Origin of the sequence: Streptomyces sp. NBC_01003 (genome assembly GCF_045162695.1) — a bacterium.
Classification (GTDB): Bacteria; Actinomycetota; Actinomycetes; order Streptomycetales; family Streptomycetaceae; genus Streptomyces.
The window spans coordinates 4810542-4832500 of the sequence record NZ_CP108707.1; the positions used below are offsets into that span (position 1 = coordinate 4810542).

Genomic DNA, 21959 nt, shown 5'->3' on the forward strand with positions numbered 1-21959 from the left:
TACTCGGCAGCCCGATACGACGACTGTGCCCCGCCGGAACTCTCCGGCGGGGCACAGTCGTTCGGGCGCGGCGGCTATCCGTCGACGCGCTCGCTCCAGCTGCCCGCCCCGATCGGGTAGTCGTAGCCGGGACGGCCGACATCTGCGCTGGTGCGGAAGGCCCGCCCCTGGTCGTCGACCTTCAGGACACCGTGGCGGGAGCCGCTCGACCACTTCAGCTCCAGGACCCAACTGACGTCGTGGGCCTTGGTGTTCGCCTTGATGTAGAAGACCTCGGGGTCGCTCTCGCTGACCTTGTACGGGAAGTCGCGCTGCCCGTTCTTCGGCGCGGAGACCGGGCGGGGCGCGTCGAGGTCCACGCCGAACGACTTCGTGTCGACGTTGCCCCCGCAGCCCACGCCCATCGAGTAGTCGTTCCACGCGAGCGGCGCACCGGACTTCATGACGCGGACGTCCATGTCCTCCAGGACCACGGTGTCGCTGCCGGTCCCCTGGACGGTGAGCTTGATGAGCTGCTCCCCCGACGCGACCGCGCCGAGCGCGCCGACCCAGGTCGGGGCGTCCTGTTCGAGCGGCGGCGGGGGCACCTTGGCCGGCGGCCGGTCGATCAGGAAGTGCTGGCTGCAGGGGCTCTCGTAGATGTACGGGGTGGTGGCGACGGTCAGCGGGGTGCCGGTGGCCGTACCTGCCGCCGGGGCGGACGGGGTGCCCGGCGCGTCACCGGCCGGCTCGTCACTGCGGGACGGGCTCGCGGAAGGCTTGCGCTTGTGGCCCGCCGACGGGGACGCCTTGCCCGATGCGTCCGCGGAGCGCGCTCCGGGCGTGACGGACGAGGCGGCCCCGGCCTGGTCCTTCCGGTCTCCGCCGCCGTCACCACCGTCTCCGGCGAGGTGCACGGCGAACGCGCCGGCTCCCCCGGCCACGACGACGGCAAGAGCGGCGGCGAGCACGACCGCGCGCCGGGAGCGGCGCTTCTCGGGGGCGGGTACGGGCTCCGCATCCGGCACGGGCGCCACTGGTTCCACCGCTACGGCCGCCGGCTCCTCCGATGCCGCCGCCGGCTTCGTCCTGCGCGCCGCGTCCGCGAGGACCCACAGCCGGTGCAGCTCGACGAGCTCCTCGGGACCGGCCTTGCACAGCCGGGCCAGGCGCTCGACCGGCGCGTAGTCGACCGGCACCGCGTCCCCGTTGCAGTACCGGTGCAGCGTCGACGTACTCATGTGCAGCCGCTTCGCGAGTACGCCATAACTCAGCCCCGAGCGCTCCTTCAGCCCTCGCAGCAGCGCCGCGAACTCGGCCGTCGTGTCAACCTCAGCCACCGTTCCCCACCCCCCTCATCCCAGCCCGGCGTTCCAGGGAACGGTCGTTTCCCCAGGTCAGAGCCGGTACGAACGTTCCAGCGTCCCAAGTGGTCCTGCGGTGCTGGCGATTGGGACGGATCACCGCACAAGCTCTGGTCATCCAAGCACGCCGCTTCCGAAGGGGATCACCAGTGTCCATCGCCGCACCCACCCGCTCCCGTGTCCGCCTCCTCACGGCCGCCGCCACGGTCGCCCTGGCCGCACTCTCCCTGACCGCCTGCAACAACGGGGACGGGGTCCGCGACGAGGGCGCGTCGCAGCACCCCTCGAACTCGGTGCCGGCCGGCGGCGACAACGGCAAGGACGCGAACGCCGGATCGACGACGGGCTCCGGCACAGGCACCGGCACGAGCTCCGGCACCGGAAGTGCCGCCACCGCCAAGCCGAAGCCCCGGCCCGCCTCCACCGGCAAGAACAACCCCACCGCCTCCACCGCCCGCGTCACGTGCAACGGCTCCACGGTCAAGGTCGCCGCCCAGTCCGTCACGCGCCCCGTCAACCACATGCTCCTGACGGTGACCAACACGGGCTCGAAGCGCTGCGATCTGTACGGCTACCCGGCCGTCCGCTTCGGCGAGGCCCAGTCGGTCCCGCCGGTGATCGACGACTCGCAGCCGCAGGCGGTGGTGTCCCTGTCGCCGGGCCAGTCCGCCTATGCGGGCGTCGCGCTCTCCGGCGGCGACGACGGCGGCGGTTCCAACGGGCGTACGGAGAACACACTCGAGGTGTTCTTCCAGGGCCGCAACACGAACGACGGCGGCCCCGGCGCCAAGGCCGCGCTGCCCGCGAAGGGCGTCTACATCGACGACTCGCTCAAGGTCACCTACTGGCAGCAGTCGATGAGCGACGCCCTGACCTGGTGAGCGGGAGAACGTAAAAAAGCTGCCCCGCCGGTCAAGTACCGGCGGGGCAGCGGGAGTTCAGGGGTCGGGCGCGGTCACAGGCCGCGCGCGACCTCCGTCGCCCAGTACGTGAGGATCATGTTGGCGCCGGCCCGCTTGATGCCGAGGAGCGTCTCCAGGATGGCCCGGTCACGCTCGATCCAGCCGCGCTGAGCGGCGGCCTCGATCATCGCGTACTCGCCGCTGATCTGGTAAGCGGCCACCGGCACGTCCACCGACTCGGCGACCTTGGCGAGGATGTCGAGATAGGGTCCGGCCGGCTTGACCATCACCATGTCGGCGCCCTCCTCGAGGTCGAGCGCCAGCTCCCGCAGGGACTCCCGCACGTTGGCCGGATCCTGCTGGTACGTCTTGCGGTCGCCGGTCAGCGACGAGCCGACGGCCTCTCGGAACGGCCCGTAGAACGCCGACGAATACTTCGCGGTGTAGGCGAGGATCGAGACGTCCTCCTTGCCGATGGTGTCGAGCGCGTCGCGGACGACCCCGACCTGCCCGTCCATCATGCCGCTGGGGCCCACGACATGGGCGCCCGCGTCGGCCTGGACCTGCGCCATCTCCGCGTACCGCTCCAGCGTCGCATCGTTGTCGACGCGTCCCTCGGCGTCCAGGACACCGCAGTGTCCGTGGTCCGTGAACTCGTCGAGGCACAGATCGGACATGACGATGAGGTCGTCGCCGACCTCGGCGCGCACGTCGCGCAGCGCCACCTGGAGGATGCCGTCGGGGTCCGTACCGGCCGTCCCGAGGGCGTCCTTCTTCGCGTCCTCCGGTACCCCGAAGAGCATGATCCCGGAGACCCCGGCCTCCAGCGCCTCGACGGCCGCCTTCTTCAGGGTGTCCCTGGTGTGCTGCACGACACCGGGCATGGACCCGATCGCGACCGGCTCGCCGATGCCCTCCCGCACGAACGCGGGAAGGATCAGGTCGGCCGGGTGCAGCCGCGTCTCCGCGACCATGCGCCGCATGGCGGGGGTGGTGCGCAGCCGCCGCGGCCGCGCACCCGGGAAGGATCCGTACTCAGTCACACCAACACTCCACGTCGATCTGTACACCGGGCTGTGCCCACGACCGCTCGGCCCTACGGCGCCGCCCGACGCCTCCGGGCCCCGGGCCGCCGCTCGCTCGGCCGGGACACAGGATCCCCCGCCTCGAGCGCGGCGGCACGCCGCCGCGCACCGAAGTCGGCCAGCGCCTGCGCCAGCCGGTGCACCGACGGCTCCGGGGACATCACGTCCACGCGCAGCCCGTGCTCCTCGGCGGTCTTGGCCGTCGCGGGGCCGATGCACGCGATCACGGTCACGTTGTGCGGCTTCCCGGCGATACCCACCAGGTTCCGCACGGTCGACGACGACGTGAACAGCACGGCGTCGAATCCGCCGCCCTTGATCGCCTCGCGCGTCTCCGCCGGCGGCGGCGACGCACGCACCGTCCGGTAGGCGGTCACGTCGTCGACCTCCCACCCGAGTTCGATGAGCCCGGCGACGAGCGTCTCGGTGGCGATGTCGGCGCGCGGCAGGAAGACACGGTCGATCGGGTCGAAGACCGGGTCGTACGGCGGCCAGTCCTCGAGGAGACCGGCGGCGGACTGCTCACCGCTCGGCACGAGGTCGGGCTTCACACCGAACGCGACGAGCGCGGCGGCGGTCTGCTCGCCCACCGCGGCGACCTTGATCCCGGCGAAGGCACGGGCGTCGAGCCCGTACTCCTCGAACTTCTCGCGCACGGCCTTGACCGCGTTCACCGAGGTGAAGGCGATCCACTCGTAGCGTCCGGTGACGAGGCCCTTGACCGCGCGCTCCATCTGCTGGGGCGTGCGCGGCGGTTCGACCGCGATCGTCGGCACCTCGTGCGGCACGGCGCCGTACGAGCTGAGCTGGTCGGAGAGCGACGCCGCCTGCTCCTTGGTCCGCGGTACGAGCACCTTCCAGCCGAACAGCGGCTTGGACTCGAACCACGAGAGCTGGTCGCGCTGGGCGGCCGCGGAGCGCTCGCCGACCACGGCTATGACGGGGCGACCGCCCTCCGGGGAGGGCAGCACCTTCGCCTGCTTGAAGGTCTGGGCGATCGTGCCGAGCGTCGCGGACCAGGTCCGCTGGCGCGTCGTCGTACCGGCGACCGTGACGGTCAGCGGGGTGTCCGGCTTGCGGCCCGCCGCGACCAGCTCGCCGGCGGCCGCGGCCACCGCGTCGAGCGTCGTCGAGACGACGACCGTGCCGTCGGACGCGCCGACCTCGGTCCAGCAGCGCTCGGAGGCGGTGCGGGCGTCGACGAACCGCACGTCCGCGCCCTGCGCGTCCCGCAGCGGAACACCGGCGTACGCGGGCACACCGACAGCCGCCGCGATGCCGGGCACGACCTCGAAGGAGACCCCGTCGGCCGCGCAGGCCAGCATCTCCCCGGCCGCGTAGGTGTCGAGTCCGGGGTCGCCGCTGACGGCACGTACGACCCGCTTGCCGCCCCGCGCGGCCTCCATGACAAGATTGGCGCAGTCCCTCAACGCGGGGACCACGGCGGCAGTTGACGCACCGTCAGCAGCCGTCTGCCCCGGTGCGCCCGGGATCTCCGCGCCGAGGACGGTCACGCCCGCCTTCGCGTGCGTGCGGACGACGTCGAGCACTTCGGGCTCGGCGATCAGCACATCCGCTCGGGCGAGCGCCTCCACGGCGCGCAGCGTCAGTAGTCCTGGATCTCCGGGACCGGCACCGAGGAAGGTGACGTGCCCGGTTGCCCAGGTGGCCGAAGGGTCAGAGGTGGTGGGGCTCAAAGTGCTCGCTCCCCCATCAGACCGGCCGCGCCCTTGGCGAGCATCTCGGCAGCGAGTTCGCGACCGAGCGCCAGCGCCTGGTCTTCCGTCTCGGGCACGGGACCGGTGGTGGACAGCTGCACCAGCGCGGAGCCGTCGGTCGTACCGACGACACCTCGCAGGCGCATTTCGTTGGCAATCTGCCCGTCGGCCAGCAGGTCGGCCAGGGCACCCACAGGTGCACTGCAGCCGGCCTCCAGGGCGGCGAGCAGGGATCGCTCGGCGGTCACGGCGACTCGTGTGAACGAGTCGTCGAGCTCTCCGAGCACGGCGGCGAGGTCCGCGTTGGACGCGGAGCACTCGATCGCCAGTGCCCCCTGGCCGGGGGCGGGAAGAACAGTGTCGACCGCGAGGAAGTCCGTCACTTCCCCGATGCGGCCGATCCGGTTCAGTCCGGCGGCGGCGAGCACGACTGCGTCGAGCTCCCCGTTGTGCACGTAACCGACGCGGGTGTCGATGTTCCCGCGGATCGGCACGGTCTCTATGTGCATGCCGTGGCTGCGCGCGTACGCGTTCAGCTGCGACATGCGGCGCGGCGCACCGGTACCGATGCGCGCTCCCTCGGGGAGCTGCGCGAAGGTCAGTCCGTCGCGGGCGACGAGTACGTCGCGCGGGTCCTCGCGCAGCGGCACGGCCGCCAGCGTGAGGTCCGGGTGGGGCGTGGTCGGCAGGTCCTTGAGGGAGTGCACGGCGAAGTCGACGTCGCCGCGCAGCAGCGCCTCGCGCAGCGCCACGACGAACACGCCGGTGCCGCCGATCTGCGCCAGCTGCTCGCGGGACGTGTCCCCGTACGTGGTGATCTCGACCAGCTCGACGGGCCGTCCCGTCACCTGCCGTACGGCCTCAGCCACGCGCCCCGACTGGGCCATGGCGAGCTTGCTGCGCCTGGTCCCGAGCCTGAGTGCCCTGTCCGTCATGATGCCCGGCCTCGATTCTTGGCTACCGGCTCGTTCAGCTCGTTCAGATCGGCCCGCGAGACGGCGGCCACCGCCTCCGGGTCGAGGTCGAAAAGGGTCCGCAGCGCGTCCGCGTACCCGGCACCGCCGGGCTCGGCGGCCAGCTGCTTGACCCGTACGGTCGGCGCGTGCAGGAGCTTGTCCACCACGCGCCGCACGGTCTGGGTGATCTCCGCGCGCTGCTTCTCGTCGAGCTCCGGCAGGCGCCCGTCGAGCCGCGCGATCTCGCCGGTGACCACGTCGGCGGCCATCGTGCGCAGGGCGACGACGGTCGGCGTGATGGTCGCGGCGCGCTGAGCGGCGCCGAACGCGGCGACCTCGTCGGAGACGATGCCCCGCACCTGGTCCACGTCGGCGGCCATAGGCGCGTCGGCCGAGGCCTCGGCGAGGGACTCGATGTCGACGAAGCGCACGCCGCCGATGCGGTGCGCGGCGCCGTCGATGTCACGCGGCATCGCGAGGTCGAGCAGCGCGAGGCCGCCCGTACGCCCCTCGGTGGCGCGCAGGATCTCGGCCTCGCTCAGCACGAGTCCGGTCGCTCCGGTGCAGGAGACGACGACATCGGCACGTGTCAGTTCGTCGCCGACGGCGTCCATGGGAACCGCGCGCGCGGCCACTCCGGTGCCGCCGGGCTCGCTCAGGATCTGCGCGAGTCGCTCGGCGCGCTCCAGCGTGCGGTTGGCGACGACGATCTCGGCGACACCCGCGCGCGCGAGCGTCGCCGCGGCCAGCGAGGACATCGAGCCCGCGCCGATCACCAGCGCGCACTTGTCCTTGGCCCATACATCTACAGGGCCCCCGGCCGCCAGCTGCTCCAGGCCGAACGTGACCAGGGACTGCCCGGCACGGTCGATCCCGGTCTCCGAGTGGGCCCGCTTGCCGACCCGCAGGGCCTGCTGGAACAGGTCGTTGAGGAGGCGACCCGCGGTGTGCAACTCCTGGGAGCGCGCGAGGCCGTCCTTGATCTGGCCGAGGATCTGGCCCTCGCCCACGACCATCGAGTCCAGCCCGCACGCCACCGAGAACAGGTGGTGAACGGCCCGGTCCTCGTAGTGCACATAAAGATAAGGAGTGAGCTCCTCGAGACCGACGCCGCTGTGCTGGGCGAGCAGCGTCGAGAGCTCGGCGACACCCGCGTGGAACTTGTCCACGTCGGCGTACAGCTCGATGCGGTTACACGTCGAGAGCACCGAGGCCTCGGCGGCGGGCTCCGCGGCGAGCGTGTCCTGGAGCAGCTTCGCCTGGGCGTCCGCGGAGAGCGCGGCGCGCTCGAGGACGCTCACGGGAGCACTGCGGTGGCTCAGGCCTACGACGAGGAGACTCATGCCGGCATCACGGCGGGGACATCCCCGTCGGGTCCCTTGCGGGCCGGCTTCGTCGCAGCGGCGGCCGGGGGCTCGGTGCCGGCCTCGTCCACCGTGTCGCCCTGACCCTCGCCGGCCTTGCGCTGCTCGTGGAAGGCGAGGATCTGGAGCTCGATGGAGAGGTCGACCTTGCGCACGTCGACGCCGTCCGGCACGGACAGGACGGTCGGCGCGAAGTTGAGGATCGAGGTGACACCGGCGGCGACGAGCCGGTCGCAGACCTGCTGGGCCGCGCCCGCGGGCGTCGCGATGACGCCGATGGAGACGCCGTTGTCGTCGATGATCTTCTCGAGGTCGTCGGCGTGCTGCACGGCCATGCCCGCGACGGACTTGCCGGTCATCGCCGGATCGGCGTCGATCAGGGCGGCGACACGGAAGCCACGCGAGGCGAAGCCGCCGTAATTGGCCAGAGCGGCGCCGAGGTTACCGATACCGACCATCACGATCGGCCAGTCCTGGGTGAGGCCGAGCTCGCGGGAGATCTGGTAGACGAGGTACTCGACGTCGTAACCCACACCGCGGGTGCCGTAGGAGCCGAGGTACGAGAAGTCCTTGCGCAGCTTCGCGGAATTGACCCCCGCGGCGGCCGCGAGCTCCTCGGAGGAGACCGTGGGAACCGAGCGCTCCGACAGGCCGGTGAGGGCCCGGAGGTACAGCGGAAGGCGGGCGACGGTGGCCTCGGGAATTCCTCGGCTGCGGGTCGCCGGTCGGTGAGTTCGGCCAGTTGCCACGGTGCTCCTGCGGGTAGAGCGGGGCTGCGGGCGGTCGTACGTCCCAGGACCGCCCCGTCGAATGCAGGCTATGTCTTTGTGAACGCGTGCACAAAGATTGTGTCCGATTTGCCCGGGCAACGTGACCGGGGTCACGCGCCCCTGGCGCGCGCATATGGAACCTGCGCGCAAGCCGCTTCGTTGCCTGCATGAAGGGGGCAAAACCGTACACTCTCCTCTACGATCCGCGCCCCCGAGACCAAACCGCCCCCGATCCTAGGCGACTTTCCGGACCACTTGGACTGCTCAGTCAGTGACGGCCGCTACTCGCGCGCGACCACCGACACATCAGCCCGTCAGTGCACGCCGAAGTCGATCTTCGTTCACCTTCCAGAAGTCATGCTGTGCTCCGTCCACGAGCACCACGGGGATCTGCTCCCAGTACAAGCGGTACAACTCCTCGTCCTGGTTGATGTCCTTCTTCTCCCAGGACGCACCGAGCTCGCCGCACACCTTCTCGATCACCTCCTGCGCGTCGTCGCACAGATGGCAGCCGGGCTTCCCCACCAGGGTGACCAGACGCTCCTCGGGGCTCTTCTTCTCGCTCCGGCGAAAAATGGGGCTCATACCGGCCATTCTCGCTCCGCCGACGCCTTCCGGGGCACCCCTCCCGACAGTTGTTTAACGGCTCGGTCGCGGAGAGTTCACAACGCCGAATCCTCACGACTCCGGAACCACCGAACAGACTGGCTATGCTCACGACATGGCCGCTCTCGGATGGCTCACCCCCCGTAGGCGCTCCGCCACCGCGCGGAGCGTATTGGCTGGCGAGGCCTCGGCCGAGGCCGCCCGCAAGTCGTCGCAGGAGCTGGAACAGCTCGGCGAGGCGACACAGCCCGATGAAGGCACCCCGGAAACGGAGTTCCCTGTCGTCGGCGACGACAGGGCCGCCGCCTTCTTCGACCTCGACAACACCGTCATGCAGGGCGCCGCGATCTTCCACTTCGGCCGCGGCCTCTACAAACGGAAGTTCTTCCAGCGCCGCGAGCTGGTCAAGTTCGGCTGGCAGCAGGCCTGGTTCAGGATCGCCGGGGTCGAGGACCCCGAGCACATGCAGGACGCACGCGACAGCGCGCTGTCCATCGTCAAGGGCCACCGCGTCGCCGAGCTGATGTCCATCGGCGAGGAGATCTACGACGAGTACATGGCCGAGCGCATCTGGCCCGGCACCCGTGCCCTCGCCCAGGCCCACCTGGACGCGGGCCAGAAGGTGTGGCTCGTCACCGCCGCCCCCGTGGAGACTGCGACGATCATCGCCCGCCGCCTCGGCCTGACCGGCGCCCTCGGCACGGTCGCCGAGTCCGTCGGCGGCGTCTACACGGGCAAGCTCGTCGGCGAACCCCTGCACGGCCCCGCGAAGGCCGAGGCCGTCCGCGCCCTCGCCTCCGCCGAGGGCCTCGACCTGGGCCGCTGCGCCGCGTACAGCGACTCGCACAACGACATCCCGATGCTGTCGCTCGTAGGACATCCGTACGCGATCAATCCGGACACCAAACTGCGCAAGCACGCACGCGAACGTGACTGGCGGCTGCGCGACTACCGCACGGGCCGCAAGGCCGCGAAGGTCGGCATCCCGGCAGCGGCGGGAGTCGGCGCACTGGCCGGCGGCACGGCCGCCGCGGTGGCCCTGCACCGTCGTCGCCGCTGACCCGCGGCGCTCCCGGGCACGAGCGCCAATCGCATCCCCTTACCCCCGCACGGCTCCCGCCAGTCCCGTTGGTTCAACTCGGCCACAACACGCCCCGCGCTCAGACGGAACATGACCTAATCCGATCAACAATCGGTCACTCTCCGGTACTTGAACCGACTCCGTTCAGTTACGGAAGCGACGTAATCGGTGATTTGAGCAACTGGGTGTAGCGCTCCCTGCACGAAGCGTTATTCTCCTCAGACGCAAACCGGTACCCACGCGTCAACACGACGAGTGAACGGTCCCGCACTGCACGTGATGGAAGCTCTGCCTCTGGGAGTCCCGTGTACCCACACGTCGGGGTTGACGCCTCGGGCCTGGCTACGCTGCGCGCAACGGTCTCCGACCGCTTGCGCGGCTTCGTCCCCACCGCGTACGCCGTCCCCGCCCTCGCCGTCGCGGCACCCGCCGCGAACGGCCCTACCGGTCCTTGCTATGCCCTGGCTGACGGGAGCACCACGGTCGGAAGACGAGCCCGATCCGGTTCCGCCGGTACGTCCACCGCACGCCGCCCCGCCGCGGACAGCGACAGCGCCCGCATGATGGATCTCGTCGAGCGCGCCCAGGCGGGCGAGGCCGACGCGTTCGGCCGTCTCTACGACCAGTACAGCGACACCGTCTACCGCTACATCTACTACCGCGTCGGCGGGAAGGCGACGGCCGAGGACCTCACCAGCGAGACCTTCCTGCGGGCCCTGCGCCGCATCGGCACCTTCACCTGGCAGGGGCGCGACTTCGGCGCCTGGCTGGTCACGATCGCGCGGAACCTGGTCGCCGACCACTTCAAGTCGAGCCGTTTCCGCCTCGAAGTGACCACCGGCGAAATGCTCGACGCGAACGAGGTCGAGCGCAGCCCAGAAGACTCCGTCCTCGAATCCCTGTCGAACGCGGCCCTGCTCGACGCGGTGCACCGGCTCAACCCCCAGCAGCAGGAGTGCGTGACCCTGCGCTTCCTGCAGGGCCTCTCGGTCGCCGAGACCGCCAAGGTCATGGGCAAGAACGAGGGTGCGATCAAGACCCTCCAGTACCGCGCCGTACGCACCCTGGCGCGCCTGCTCCCGGACGACGCCCGTTAGCGACCGGTGGGGCCCACCCCACCCGCCGCGTCGTTCCGTAGCCGTCAACTCACCTTCTGTGAGGGGCAGATGGGATCGCGGTCCGATCATCCGCCGTCCGTAACCCAAGTGCCGCGTCGCTCGTTATGCGGGATGCAGGCTCCCTGTGGTCACTCCCCGACTGCTTCCACTCACTCGATCGTGTGGAAGTACTCAGGGTGTGCAACCCTCAGGACCCCCTGGGGAGTCGACCGTCATGACGAGAGGAGGTGCCGCCAGTGATCGCGAACGTATCGGCACACCGGCGGGCGAACGCCTTCGCCCAGGCCCTGGAGGAGCAGTCCGACCGGGAAGCGGCGGCCGTACAGCAGGAAGAGCCCCCCGCCGAACAAGGCGAGCAGGGCAAGCTGTTGGCGCTGGTGACCGGACTGGACGAACTTCCCAAGCCTGAGCTTGACCCCGAGGTCAAGGTGGTTCAACGAGCCCAGCTCGTGGCCGCCATGGAGGCCATGCTGCTCGAGGGCACGGCTGCGGGGGGTGCGGGGCCAGGCCCTTCCGTGCCCGAGCAGCGCGCGCGCAAGGGCGCTCACCGGGCGAGCCCGCTGCGGAAGTTGCGACCCCGCTCACGCCTGTCCAAGGGCATCGCGGCCGGCGGCCTCACCGTCGGTGTCGCCGCGGGAGCCTTCGGCGGCGTCGCCGCTGCCAGCTCCGACGCCCTCCCCGGTGACCATCTCTACGGACTGAAACGCGGGATGGAGGACCTGAAACTCGGCATGGCCGACGGCGACTCCGACCGCGGCCGGATCTATCTCGACCAGGCCTCCACCCGCCTCAGCGAAGCGCGCCGGCTCATGGAGCGCGGCCGCAGCGGACAGCTCGACCACGAGTCCCTCGGCGAAGTCAGGCGCACGCTCTCCGGCGTCCAGTACGACGCCTCCGAGGGCCACCGCCTGCTCCTCGAGGCCTACCGCAGGGACGGCTCGCTCGGCCCCATCCAGGCCCTGTCGTCGTTCACCCAGTCCCACCGTGAGAACTGGGACGCGCTGCGCGACCGCCTGCCCGTACAGCTCGGCGACGTGGGCGCGCAGGTCAGCTCGGTCTTCGACGCCATAGACCAAGAGGTCGACCCGCTGCGGTCCCTGCTCCCGCAGGCCCCCGAGCAGGGCGGCCGCAGCGGCGGACAGCCCGGCGTCCACGACCGGACGCCCGGCTCCTCCGGCGACGACCGCTCCACCCCGACGGCCGGCGGAGCGTCGGGCGCCCACCAGGACAGCTCGGGCAAACCCCGGCCGTCCTCCTCCGGCACCCACGACGACGGCCTCCTCGGCGACACCACCGGCGGCCTCCTCGACCCGCCCAAGGACGACACCAGCCCCACCCCGTCCGAAGGCAAACACACCACCCCGAAGCCTGACGTCACGCTCCCGCCCCTCCTCCCAGGCCTGCTGCCCGGCCTGGGAATCGACAGCGAGGACGTGGACTAGTCACTTCGTCGCGTGTTACGTGAAGGGGGCGGCCACCGGATCCGGTGGCCGCCCCCTTCACGTATGTCCTTGGCGGAACTCTCAGAAGAACACCGACCTCCGCTGCACGAGCAGCTTGTACAGCGTGTGCTGGATCTGCTCCCGCACCTGGTCCGTCAGGTTGAACATCAACATCGGGTCCTCGGCCGCCTCCGGCGGGAAGCCGTCCGTCGGGATCGGCTCGCCGAACTGGATCGTCCACTTGGTCGGCAGCGGCACCGCACCCAACGGCCCGAGCCACGGAAACGTCGGCGTGATCGGGAAGTACGGGAAGCCAAGGAGCCGCGCCAGCGTCTTCGCGTTGCCGATCATCGGGTAGATCTCCTCCGCCCCGACGATCGAGCACGGCACGATCGGTGTCCCGGCGCGCAACGCCGTCGAGACGAACCCGCCACGCCCGAACCGCTGGAGCTTGTACCGCTCGCTGAACGGCTTGCCGATGCCCTTGAACCCCTCCGGCATCACCCCGACCAGCTCGCCCTGCTCCAGGAGCCGCTGCGCGTCCTCCGCACAGGCCAGCGTGTGGCCGGCCTTGCGCGCCAGCTCGTTGACCACCGGCAGCATGAACACCAGGTCCGCGGCCAGGAGCCGCAGATGGCGGTTCTGCGGATGGTTGTCGTGCACGGCGACCTGCATCATCACGCCGTCCAGCGGCAGCGTCCCCGAGTGATTGGCGACGATCAGCGCACCGCCGTCCGCCGGGATGTTCTCGATGCCCTTCACCTCGACCCGGAAGTACTTCTCGTACAGAGGCCGCACCAGGGACATCAGGACCTGGTCGGTGAGTTCCTTGTCGTAGCCGAACTCGTCGACGTCGTAATCGCCCGTCAGGCGCCGCCGCAGGAACGCGAGGCCGCCCGCGATGCGCCGGTCCAGGCCACCGCCGGCCTGCGGCCGCTCCCGCGGTTCCGGCTCCCGCGCGGCGGCGGGCGGTGTCGGCTCGTGGTCCTGCTGCTCGGGCAGCGGCGCGACCTCGCGAACGGCCGCGGGCTCGCCCTTGCGCCGGCCGCTCGCGCCACGGCGGCGCGGAACCACCTTGCCGGCGCCGGTGCGCGAGCGGTCGTCGTCGAACGGAATGACCTTGGCATCCGCCATCGTTGATGCGCTCCTCAGCTGGCGCTCTGCGTCGGGGGGTGACCGCCGCCCAGGAAGGGCAGCGAGGCGAGCCGGTCGACGGCCCCCGCGAGGGCCTCCGGCGGCAGGAGTCCGGGCCCGCGGCCACGGACGAACTCCGCGAAGGTCTCCGCCGTCGTGTACTCGGGCCGATAGCCCAGCGTCTCGCGCATCTGGGCCGTCGACACGACCCGCCCGTGCGTGAGCAGCCTGATCTGCTCGGGCGAGAAGTCCGTCGCGCCCAGCGTACGCAGAGCCGATCCCACCCAGGTCACGGCCGGGAGGAACACCGGCACCGTAGGCCGCCCCAGCCGGCGCGAGCACTGCGACAGGAGCAGCACCCCGTCACCGGCGACATTGAACGTGCCGCTGTTGAGCGTCCCCCGCGCCGGCTCGTGCGACGCGATCCGCAGCACCTCGATGACATCGTCCTCGTGCACGAACTGGAGCCGCGGGTCATAGCCGAGGACGGTCGGCAGGACCGGCAGCGAGAAGTACTCGGCGAGCGGCGAATCGGCGGCGGGACCGAGGATGTTCGCGAACCGCAGCACGCACACCGCGACATCGGGCCGGCGCCGGGCGAACCCGCGCACATACCCCTCGACCTCCACGGTGTCCTTGGCGAAGCCGCCGCTGGGCAGCGACTTGGGCGGCGTCGTCTCGGTGAACACGGCCGGGTCGCGCGGCGCGGACCCGTACACGTTCGTACTGGACTTCACCACGAGCCGCTTGACCGCCGGCGCCTTCTGGCAGGCGCCGAGCAGCTGCATCGTGCCGATGACGTTGGTCTCCTTGACGGAGCCCCGGCCGCCGCTGGCCAGCGGGGTACCCGTGACGTCCAGGTGGACGACCGTGTCGACGGAGTGCTCCGCGAGCAGCCGGGCGATCGCGGGCTGCCTTATGTCCGCCTGGAGGAACTCGGCACCCCCCAGATGATGCGCGGGGGCCACCGCGTCCACGCCGATCACCCGGTCCACCTCGGGATCACGCTGGATGCGTCGTACGAAACGGCCCCCGAGCTGCCGGGCCACCCCGGTCACGAGCACGACCTTGCCCAAGATCAGCGCCTACCTTCCGTCGCAGCCCTGCCGCGCCCCAGTTCCGCACCGCCTGGCTCTCGCCGCCACGTTAGCGGTTCGATGTTGCGCTGTGATGACCGCGCGATGCAGGAAGTGACGACAGCCACAGACGTACGTACAGACCGAGGTCGCCGGGACGTGGCCCTACGTTCCCACACGAGCCCGCGAAAGCGGCCCCATAAGGGCCGTGGAACGACTGTGGCCCCTCCACCGGACGGTGGAGGGGCCACAGAGCGCGCTTGATGCAGCGGTCGCTTACTTCTTGTTGCGACGCTGCACGCGGGTGCGCTTCAGCAGCTTGCGGTGCTTCTTCTTGGCCATCCGCTTACGCCGCTTCTTGATAACAGAGCCCACGACTACCCTCGCTCACTTCTCTTCACTCGGTGCGGGGCGTCTGGGCCCACACGACCTACGTCGGCCTAGCCTACCCGGCCCAGCGCTGAGCCTGTAATCGAGGGATCCCGGAGGATGCCGTCAGGCTGTCTCCACCCCCACGTAGGACTCGCGGAGGTACTCGTGAACCGCTTGTTCCGGGACTCGGAAAGACCTTCCGACCCGGATCGCGGGCAGATGACCACTGTGCACCAGCCGGTACACGGTCATCTTCGAGACTCGCATCACCGAGGCGACTTCCGCCACGGTCAGGAACTGCACCTCGTTCAGAGGCCTACTCTCACCAGCAGCCATGACACACCTGAACCTTCCGCACTCGACGGCCACCGGCTTCCCCTTCCGGTGACTCAACGTCGTTGCGTGCTCACTCCCCAGACTAGGGGCGTGTGGTGCGAGTGGGGAAGAGGAGCAGCGGATGGCCGCCTACTGTGACAGACACGCTCGATTGAGTACATAGCGAGTAAGCGGTCGGTAGTAATCAGACCGCACAGCGTCATCAAGCGGAACGACTACGGACACCTGCCCCTCGGCCTCCCCCACGAACAACGCGGGGTCATCCGTATCCGCGAGCCCGATCGCGTCGAACCCCAACTGACCTGCACCGCAGACCCATCCATGGTCGCCCACGACCAGTTCCGGCAGCAGCCCGCCGGCCTGCGCCGCGGCCGCCAGCACCGTGCGAACCGGCAGGGGTGAGTGGGTATGTGCGCCGGTCCCACTCCCCGGCGCACGCGCGCCGGGTTCCCGCACCAGTGCGACTCCACGGACGTAGTCGAGGTCGTACGTACGTAGGCCGAACCGGGTCGTTATGTCGACACTCTCACCCTGCGCGGGGGTGAGGACGGGACATCCCGCCGCCGACAGGGCGTCCGCCAACGCGGCGTAGAAACCAAGGAGTCGATGCGGGTGACCCGTCCCGAAAAGCACCGGGACGCGACCCCGCGCAGCCTCACCGAGCCGCTTCGCGAACGCGTCGAGCGCCGCCAGCGTCCGCTCCGGGTCGATCACGTCACACCCAGACGTGTCCCCCGGATCGCCCGACACCCCGCACTTGTCGGCCATCAGGGCGAGCAGATCCCGCTGACCCCAGCTCCACTCGGGATCGAGGCCCAGAAGTATCCGGGGATCCCTGGCCGCGAAGAGCCGATAGCTGCGCAGACTCACCTCACGGGAGGTCGCCACGGGCCCGGCCAGATGGGCGGCCAGCAGATGCGCACGCAGCGCTCCGGTGCTCAACACCCGTGTGATGCTGGCGCATTGGGGTCCCTGCCACCCCTAAAACCCCGAAAACACCCCACACTTGGCGTAACGCCTCGTACCCTCACCGGGCGCCCGCCGCCACGCTGCTACGGCAACAGCCCCCGCAGCGGGAACACCGAACGCCGCGTCGCCAGAACCGCCTGGTCGAGCCGGTCCGCCGGGTCGTACCCCAACTCCCACTCCTTGTACGAGACCGGCCACATCCCGTCCGTCATCCGCGTCGGAGCCAACTGCCGCGTCCTGGCGAACGCTTCCTGCCGCCAGCTCTCCGGAATCACCGTCTCGGGCGCCACCTCGTGCCCCGCGGCGATCCCCACCAGGTGCGACCAGGACCGCGGCACCACATCCACCACCGCGTACCCGCCACCGCCCAGCGCGACCCAACGCCCGTCCGCATGCTCGTGCGCCAACTCATGGCAGGCGACCTGAACGGCCCGCTGCGCGTCGAGCGACACCGCCAGATGCGCCAGCGGGTCCTCGAAATGCGTATCGGCCCCGTGCTGTGTCACCAGGACCTGCGGCCTGAACTCCGCCAGCAGCTCAGGCACGACGGCATGAAAAGCCCGCAGCCACCCCGCGTCCCCGGTCCCCGCCGGCAGCGCCACATTGACCGCCGACCCCTCCGCCGGACCGTCGGCCCCCGTCTCCTCCGGCCACCCGGTCTGCGGAAACAGCGTCCGCGGATGCTCGTGCAGCGAAATGGTGAGCACCCGCGGGTCCTCCCAGAACGCCGCCTGTACGCCGTCCCCGTGATGCACGTCCACATCCACGTACGCGACCCGCTCGGCGCCCAGCTCGAGGAGACGAGCGACGGCCAGTGCCGCGTCGTTGTAGATGCAGAACCCGGCAGCACCCCCGGGCATCGCATGGTGCAGCCCGCCCGCGAAGTTCACCGCGTGCAGCGCCTCACCCCGCCAGACGGCCTCCGCAGCACCCACGGACTGCCCTGCGATCAGCGCCGACACATCGTGCATACCGGCGAAGGCCGGATCGTCGACCGTCCCCAGCCCATAGCTCCCGTCCGCCGAAGCCGGGTCGGCGGACGCGGCCTTGACCGCCTCCACATAGTCCTCGCGGTGCACGAGCCGCAGCGTCGACACACCCGCCCGCTTGGCTGCTACGACGTCCACCTCACGGTCGAGCCCAAGAGCCCCGACGAGACTTCTCGTCAGGGCCAGCCGGACCGGATCCATCGGGTGATCCGGGCCGAAGTCATAGCCCGTTACTGCCTCGTCCCACATCAGCTGTGCGCGGCCGCTCATGCCCGTCACCGTATCGGTCCGCTCCAGGGGCGAAAGAACGGGCGTACACGAGTGTCACGAGCACCAACACCATGGGAACGAGCATCGCCCCCCGGTAGTTCCACGCATCGCCCAGAGCGCCCACAAGGGGCGAACCGATCAGAAATCCCACATAGTTGAAGACATTCAGCCGCGCGATCGCCGAATCCGAAGCGTTCGGGAAGAGCCTGCCCGCAGCGGCGAACGTCTGCGGCACGATCACACACAACCCGAGCCCCAGCAGCGTGAACCCGAGCATCCCCACCCAGGGCCCCGGCGCCACCGCCACGACCGCGAACCCTAGCGCCGCCACCACGGCCCCGAACCGCACCACCACGACCGCTCCGAACCGCCGCACCCCAAGATCCCCGAGCGCCCGCCCCACCAGCGTCATCACCATGTAGACGTTGTACGGAACCGTCGACAGCTGCTCCGAACTCCCCAGCACGTCCTGGAGGTACTTCGCACTCCAGTTGGAGACCGTCGAGTCCCCGATGTACGCGAACGTCATCACCAGACACAGCGGCAACAGCAGCTTGAACACCACCGGGCCACCCGCGGCGCCCTGCGCACCCTCACCGGCACCGCTCTCCCCGTCGGCGTACCAACGACTCCCCACGAACGCCGCCGGCAACAGCAACACCACCACCGGCAGATACGACACGAACAGCGACAGGTCCCAGTGCGCCCCCACCCACGCGAGCGACGCCCCCATGATCCCGCCCAGGCTGTACGCCGCGTGAAACCCGAGCATGATGCTGCGCCCGTACGCCCTCTGCAGGCTCACCCCGAGCATGTTCATGGACGCGTCAAGCGCACCCACCGCGAGCCCGAACGCCCCCAGCGCCAGGGCCGCTTGCCACAGCGAGTCCCCCGCCCCGACCCCGAGCAGCGCCAGCAGGACGACCGGCTGCGACCACCGCAGGACCCGACTGGGCCGCACCCGCTTGACCAGCTTCTCGGTACACACGCTCCCGACCCCGGCCAGGATCGGCACCGCCGCGAGAAAGACGGGCAACAGCCCATCTGATATGCCGTACTGATCCTGAATCGCCGGTATTCGAGTCACCAGGAGCGCGAACGCGGCACCCTGCACAAAGAAACTGAACGCCAGCGAACCTCTGCCACGCCGCAGCACTTCTGTCATGGCCGCACAGCGTATGCCCCAGATCTACCGGTGGGTAGATGGATCTCGCTGCATCTCGAGCGAAAGTTCCCGGCCGCCGTCATCGGGCGACCGGGAAGCGGGTGCGAGCTACGGAGGCGCCGGAGGGGTGTCAGGCGACGCGCTCCATCTGACCCCGGTGCCTCACCAGCTCCTCCTCGACCATCCGCTCCATCGGCCCCACAGCCAGACGCCCACTGACCCGGAAGGCCAGGACCACGGCGCCCGCCATGATCACATTGCCGAGCCAGACCATCGTGTCGACCGGCAACGTGTACGCCCCCACGATCCGTACCACGCACTCGGTGACCAGCGCCAGACCCCACACCGCTGTGAACACCCGCTCGGCCCGCACGAAGCGACCCGGCCCCGCCGACAGCCGCTCCCAGGCCGCAGAACGCTCGGCAGTCCCCTTCGTCACGAAGGGCTTGAGCGCGGACGTGAGGAGCGGCTTGCCGGCCAGGACCGACACCAGCATCGAGATGCCCACGACACTGCTGACCCCGCTGTCCTTGGCCAGCATCAGCCGAGGGTCACCCGTCACCGTGCTCAGCAGCAGCCCCACCATGTTCACGACGAGGATGACCCCGGCCAGCACATTGAGCCGCCGCTGCCGCAGCACTCCCCACACGGTCCGCAGCGCCGGCAGCACACTGCTCCACCCCAGGGCGGCCAGCGTGCTCATACCGAACCCCTTGCTCAGCACGTAGTACGAGGCCATCGGCACGACCACGTCCACGACCAGCGGCCTGAGGCTCCCCAGGAGGGCCGCACGGTCACTCTGCGAGGCGGCAGCCGCCTCAGCGGACTTGACCGGTGTCTGTGCAACGAGCTGGCTCATGATCGGGTTCCCTCCGTCGTCACTGCGTACGTCCCGTTCTCGATGTACTCAGCTTCCTGGAGGCCCCCCACCGCCCAACAGAAACGATCGTCCGGAGCTCACGGTGACAAATGTCAGGGCGGACCGTACGGCGATGTCATGTCAGCAGGTCAGGCAATTCCCGCATGTCACCGAACAGTTCGGTGGCCGCACTCAACCGGCTCCCGGGCGTCATGGCCGTGAACCCGTACACGTCCATCCCGGCAGCCATCGCGGCCTGGACGCCGAGCGGACTGTCCTCCACGACCGCGCACCTCTCCGGCGCCACACCCATGCGCTGGGCCGCGTACAGGAAGAGATCCGGCGCCGGCTTCCCTCGCCCGACATCCTGCGAACTGAAGATCCGCCCGTCGTCGAACCACTTGTCGTGCCCTGTCTTGCGGTGCCCGACGCGGATCCGCTCGTGACTCCCCGAGGAGGCCACGCAGTACGGCACTCCATCGGCGGCCAGCTTCTCCAGGACCTCCCCGGCCCCGGGCACGGGTTCCAGCTCCCGCTCGAAGGCGGCGAATACCCGCCCGTGAAAAACATCGTCGAAGTCCTCGGGAAGCCGCTGCCCGGTCCGCTCCTCGACAAGATCGTGTACGCGGTGCATGGCGGCGCCCATGTAGTCCCTGAGGGACTCCTCGTACGAGGTGGGGTGCCCGAGTTCAGTGAGATAGCCGGCGAGAAGCTTGTTGGAAATCGGCTCACTGTCGACGAGAACGCCGTCATTGTCGAAGATGATCAGGTCGTATCGCATAGGTCGACCCTAAACGCAGAAAACCCCCGTAACAGGATTCTCATCCGTTACGGGGGTTTTCTTCAAAAATAGTTCGGCGGCGTCCTACTCTCCCACAGGGTCCCCCCTGCAGTACCATCGGCGCTGTGAGGCTTAGCTTCCGGGTTCGGAATGTAACCGGGCGTTTCCCTCACGCTATGACCACCGAAACACTATGAAACTGTCAACCGCACCACGCTCTGTGACAAACGTGGGGTTGTTCGTGGTTTCAGAACCAACACAGTGGACGCGAGCAACTGAGGACAAGCCCTCGGCCTATTAGTACCAGTCACCTCCACCCGTTACCGGGCTTCCAGATCTGGCCTATCAACCCAGTCGTCTACTGGGAGCCTTAACCCCTCAAGGGGGTGGGAATACTCATCTCGAAGCAGGCTTCCCGCTTAGATGCTTTCAGCGGTTATCCTTTCCGAACGTAGCCAACCAGCCATGCCCTTGGCAGGACAACTGGCACACCAGAGGTTCGTCCGTCCCGGTCCTCTCGTACTAGGGACAGCCCTTCTCAATATTCCTACGCGCACAGCGGATAGGGACCGAACTGTCTCACGACGTTCTAAACCCAGCTCGCGTACCGCTTTAATGGGCGAACAGCCCAACCCTTGGGACCGACTCCAGCCCCAGGATGCGACGAGCCGACATCGAGGTGCCAAACCATCCCGTCGATATGGACTCTTGGGGAAGATCAGCCTGTTATCCCCGGGGTACCTTTTATCCGTTGAGCGACGGCGCTTCCACAAGCCACCGCCGGATCACTAGTCCCGACTTTCGTCCCTGCTCGACCCGTCGGTCTCACAGTCAAGCTCCCTTGTGCACTTACACTCAACACCTGATTACCAACCAGGCTGAGGGAACCTTTGGGCGCCTCCGTTACTCTTTAGGAGGCAACCGCCCCAGTTAAACTACCCATCAGACACTGTCCCTGATCCGGATCACGGACCCAGGTTAGACATCCAGCACGACCAGAGTGGTATTTCAACGACGACTCCCCCTGAACTGGCGTCCAGAGTTCAAAGTCTCCCACCTATCCTACACAAGCCGAACCGAACACCAATATCAAACTGTAGTAAAGGTCCCGGGGTCTTTCCGTCCTGCTGCGCGAAACGAGCATCTTTACTCGTAGTGCAATTTCACCGGGCCTATGGTTGAGACAGTCGAGAAGTCGTTACGCCATTCGTGCAGGTCGGAACTTACCCGACAAGGAATTTCGCTACCTTAGGATGGTTATAGTTACCACCGCCGTTTACTGGCGCTTAAGTTCTCAGCTTCGCACACCCGAAAGTGCACTAACCGGTCCCCTTAACGTTCCAGCACCGGGCAGGCGTCAGTCCGTATACATCGCCTTACGGCTTCGCACGGACCTGTGTTTTTAGTAAACAGTCGCTTCTCGCTGGTCTCTGCGGCCACCCCCAGCTCATGAAGTAAATTCAATCACCGGTGATGGCCCCCCTTCTCCCGAAGTTACGGGGGCATTTTGCCGAGTTCCTTAACCATAGTTCACCCGAACGCCTCGGTATTCTCTACCTGACCACCTGAGTCGGTTTAGGGTACGGGCCGCCATGAAACTCGCTAGAGGCTTTTCTCGACAGC

Annotated in this window: 20 protein-coding genes and 2 rRNA genes (1 of these 22 only partly in view); 4 read left to right on the forward strand and 18 right to left on the reverse strand. The window is 68.9% G+C overall.

Annotation, left to right across the window (positions count from 1 at the left end; translation table 11 throughout):
• Positions 1-74 precede the first annotated feature (74 nt).
• Positions 75-1319, reverse strand: coding sequence for a helix-turn-helix domain-containing protein (locus OG698_RS21990; protein WP_406104887.1), 1245 nt, complete (start codon positions 1317-1319; stop codon positions 75-77).
• A gap of 173 nt (positions 1320-1492) precedes the next feature.
• Here OG698_RS21990 and OG698_RS21995 point away from each other — a divergent pair, with 173 nt between their 5' ends.
• Complete coding sequence (locus OG698_RS21995; RefSeq protein WP_406104889.1) at positions 1493-2224, forward strand: DUF4232 domain-containing protein; 732 nt, start codon at positions 1493-1495, stop codon at positions 2222-2224.
• Positions 2225-2298: 74 nt separating this feature from the next.
• Here the strand turns inward: OG698_RS21995 and hemB are convergent, their stop codons facing one another.
• The 6 genes from hemB to OG698_RS22025 form a co-directional block, all read right to left on the reverse strand.
• Positions 2299-3288: a porphobilinogen synthase gene (hemB, locus tag OG698_RS22000; RefSeq protein WP_406104890.1), complete on the reverse strand. Its 990-nt coding sequence runs from the start codon at positions 3286-3288 to the stop codon at positions 2299-2301.
• A 53-nt stretch (positions 3289-3341) separates the two neighbouring features.
• On the reverse strand, positions 3342-5027 hold the full coding sequence (locus tag OG698_RS22005) for a uroporphyrinogen-III synthase (protein WP_406104892.1): 1686 nt from the start codon (positions 5025-5027) through the stop codon (positions 3342-3344).
• Positions 5024-5983, reverse strand: a complete 960-nt coding sequence (gene hemC / locus OG698_RS22010; RefSeq protein ID WP_399970975.1) for a hydroxymethylbilane synthase — start codon at positions 5981-5983, stop codon at positions 5024-5026. The genes OG698_RS22005 and hemC overlap by 4 nt, the downstream gene beginning before the upstream one ends.
• Positions 5980-7347, reverse strand: coding sequence for a glutamyl-tRNA reductase (locus OG698_RS22015; RefSeq protein WP_406104894.1), 1368 nt, complete (start codon positions 7345-7347; stop codon positions 5980-5982). The genes hemC and OG698_RS22015 overlap by 4 nt, the downstream gene beginning before the upstream one ends.
• Positions 7344-8117, reverse strand: coding sequence for a redox-sensing transcriptional repressor Rex (locus tag OG698_RS22020; protein WP_406104895.1), 774 nt, complete (start codon positions 8115-8117; stop codon positions 7344-7346). The genes OG698_RS22015 and OG698_RS22020 overlap by 4 nt, the downstream gene beginning before the upstream one ends.
• Positions 8118-8444: 327 nt before the next feature.
• Complete coding sequence (locus tag OG698_RS22025; protein ID WP_399970972.1) at positions 8445-8732, reverse strand: glutaredoxin family protein; 288 nt, start codon at positions 8730-8732, stop codon at positions 8445-8447.
• Between the two features lie 127 nt (positions 8733-8859).
• Here OG698_RS22025 and OG698_RS22030 point away from each other — a divergent pair, with 127 nt between their 5' ends.
• From OG698_RS22030 to OG698_RS22040, 3 genes are all read left to right on the forward strand, one after another.
• Positions 8860-9804 (forward strand): HAD family hydrolase, encoded by a 945-nt coding sequence (locus OG698_RS22030; RefSeq protein ID WP_406104897.1) that lies wholly within the window; start codon positions 8860-8862, stop codon positions 9802-9804.
• A 326-nt stretch (positions 9805-10130) separates the two neighbouring features.
• Positions 10131-10922: an ECF subfamily RNA polymerase sigma factor, BldN family gene (locus tag OG698_RS22035; protein WP_100599392.1), complete on the forward strand. Its 792-nt coding sequence runs from the start codon at positions 10131-10133 to the stop codon at positions 10920-10922.
• Positions 10923-11179: 257 nt separating this feature from the next.
• A complete protein-coding gene (locus OG698_RS22040; protein ID WP_406104899.1) occupies positions 11180-12385 on the forward strand; it encodes a DUF5667 domain-containing protein in 1206 nt (401 codons plus the stop codon).
• Positions 12386-12466: 81 nt separating this feature from the next.
• Here the strand turns inward: OG698_RS22040 and OG698_RS22045 are convergent, their stop codons facing one another.
• The 11 genes from OG698_RS22045 to OG698_RS22095 all read right to left on the reverse strand — a co-directional run.
• Entirely contained in the window at positions 12467-13519 is a 1053-nt protein-coding gene (locus tag OG698_RS22045; RefSeq protein WP_399970970.1) for a lysophospholipid acyltransferase family protein, read from the reverse strand.
• 14 nt (positions 13520-13533) lie between these two features.
• Positions 13534-14595, reverse strand: coding sequence for an NAD-dependent epimerase/dehydratase family protein (locus tag OG698_RS22050; protein ID WP_329571480.1), 1062 nt, complete (start codon positions 14593-14595; stop codon positions 13534-13536).
• A 276-nt stretch (positions 14596-14871) separates the two neighbouring features.
• Positions 14872-14970, reverse strand: a complete 99-nt coding sequence (locus OG698_RS22055; RefSeq protein ID WP_003948845.1) for a 30S ribosomal protein bS22 — start codon at positions 14968-14970, stop codon at positions 14872-14874.
• Positions 14971-15090: 120 nt separating this feature from the next.
• Positions 15091-15303: a helix-turn-helix domain-containing protein gene (locus OG698_RS22060; protein ID WP_159032723.1), complete on the reverse strand. Its 213-nt coding sequence runs from the start codon at positions 15301-15303 to the stop codon at positions 15091-15093.
• A gap of 129 nt (positions 15304-15432) precedes the next feature.
• Entirely contained in the window at positions 15433-16248 is an 816-nt protein-coding gene (locus OG698_RS22065; RefSeq protein WP_406104901.1) for a phosphatase, read from the reverse strand.
• 107 nt (positions 16249-16355) lie between these two features.
• Positions 16356-17531: an acetoin utilization protein AcuC gene (locus OG698_RS22070; protein ID WP_406104902.1), complete on the reverse strand. Its 1176-nt coding sequence runs from the start codon at positions 17529-17531 to the stop codon at positions 16356-16358.
• Positions 17482-18696, reverse strand: a complete 1215-nt coding sequence (locus tag OG698_RS22075; protein ID WP_406104903.1) for an MFS transporter — start codon at positions 18694-18696, stop codon at positions 17482-17484. Before OG698_RS22075 ends, OG698_RS22070 begins: the two co-directional genes overlap by 50 nt.
• A 130-nt stretch (positions 18697-18826) precedes the next feature.
• Complete coding sequence (locus OG698_RS22080; protein ID WP_406104905.1) at positions 18827-19555, reverse strand: VC0807 family protein; 729 nt, start codon at positions 19553-19555, stop codon at positions 18827-18829.
• A 136-nt stretch (positions 19556-19691) separates the two neighbouring features.
• Positions 19692-20336 carry an HAD family hydrolase gene (locus OG698_RS22085; protein WP_406104906.1) on the reverse strand — a complete coding sequence of 215 codons (645 nt, stop codon included), beginning with the start codon at positions 20334-20336 and terminating at the stop codon, positions 19692-19694.
• Between the two features lie 71 nt (positions 20337-20407).
• Positions 20408-20524: ribosomal RNA gene (gene rrf, locus OG698_RS22090) — 5S ribosomal RNA — on the reverse strand.
• Between the two features lie 89 nt (positions 20525-20613).
• A 23S ribosomal RNA gene (locus OG698_RS22095) occupies positions 20614-21959 on the reverse strand; it runs 1778 nt beyond the window's last position.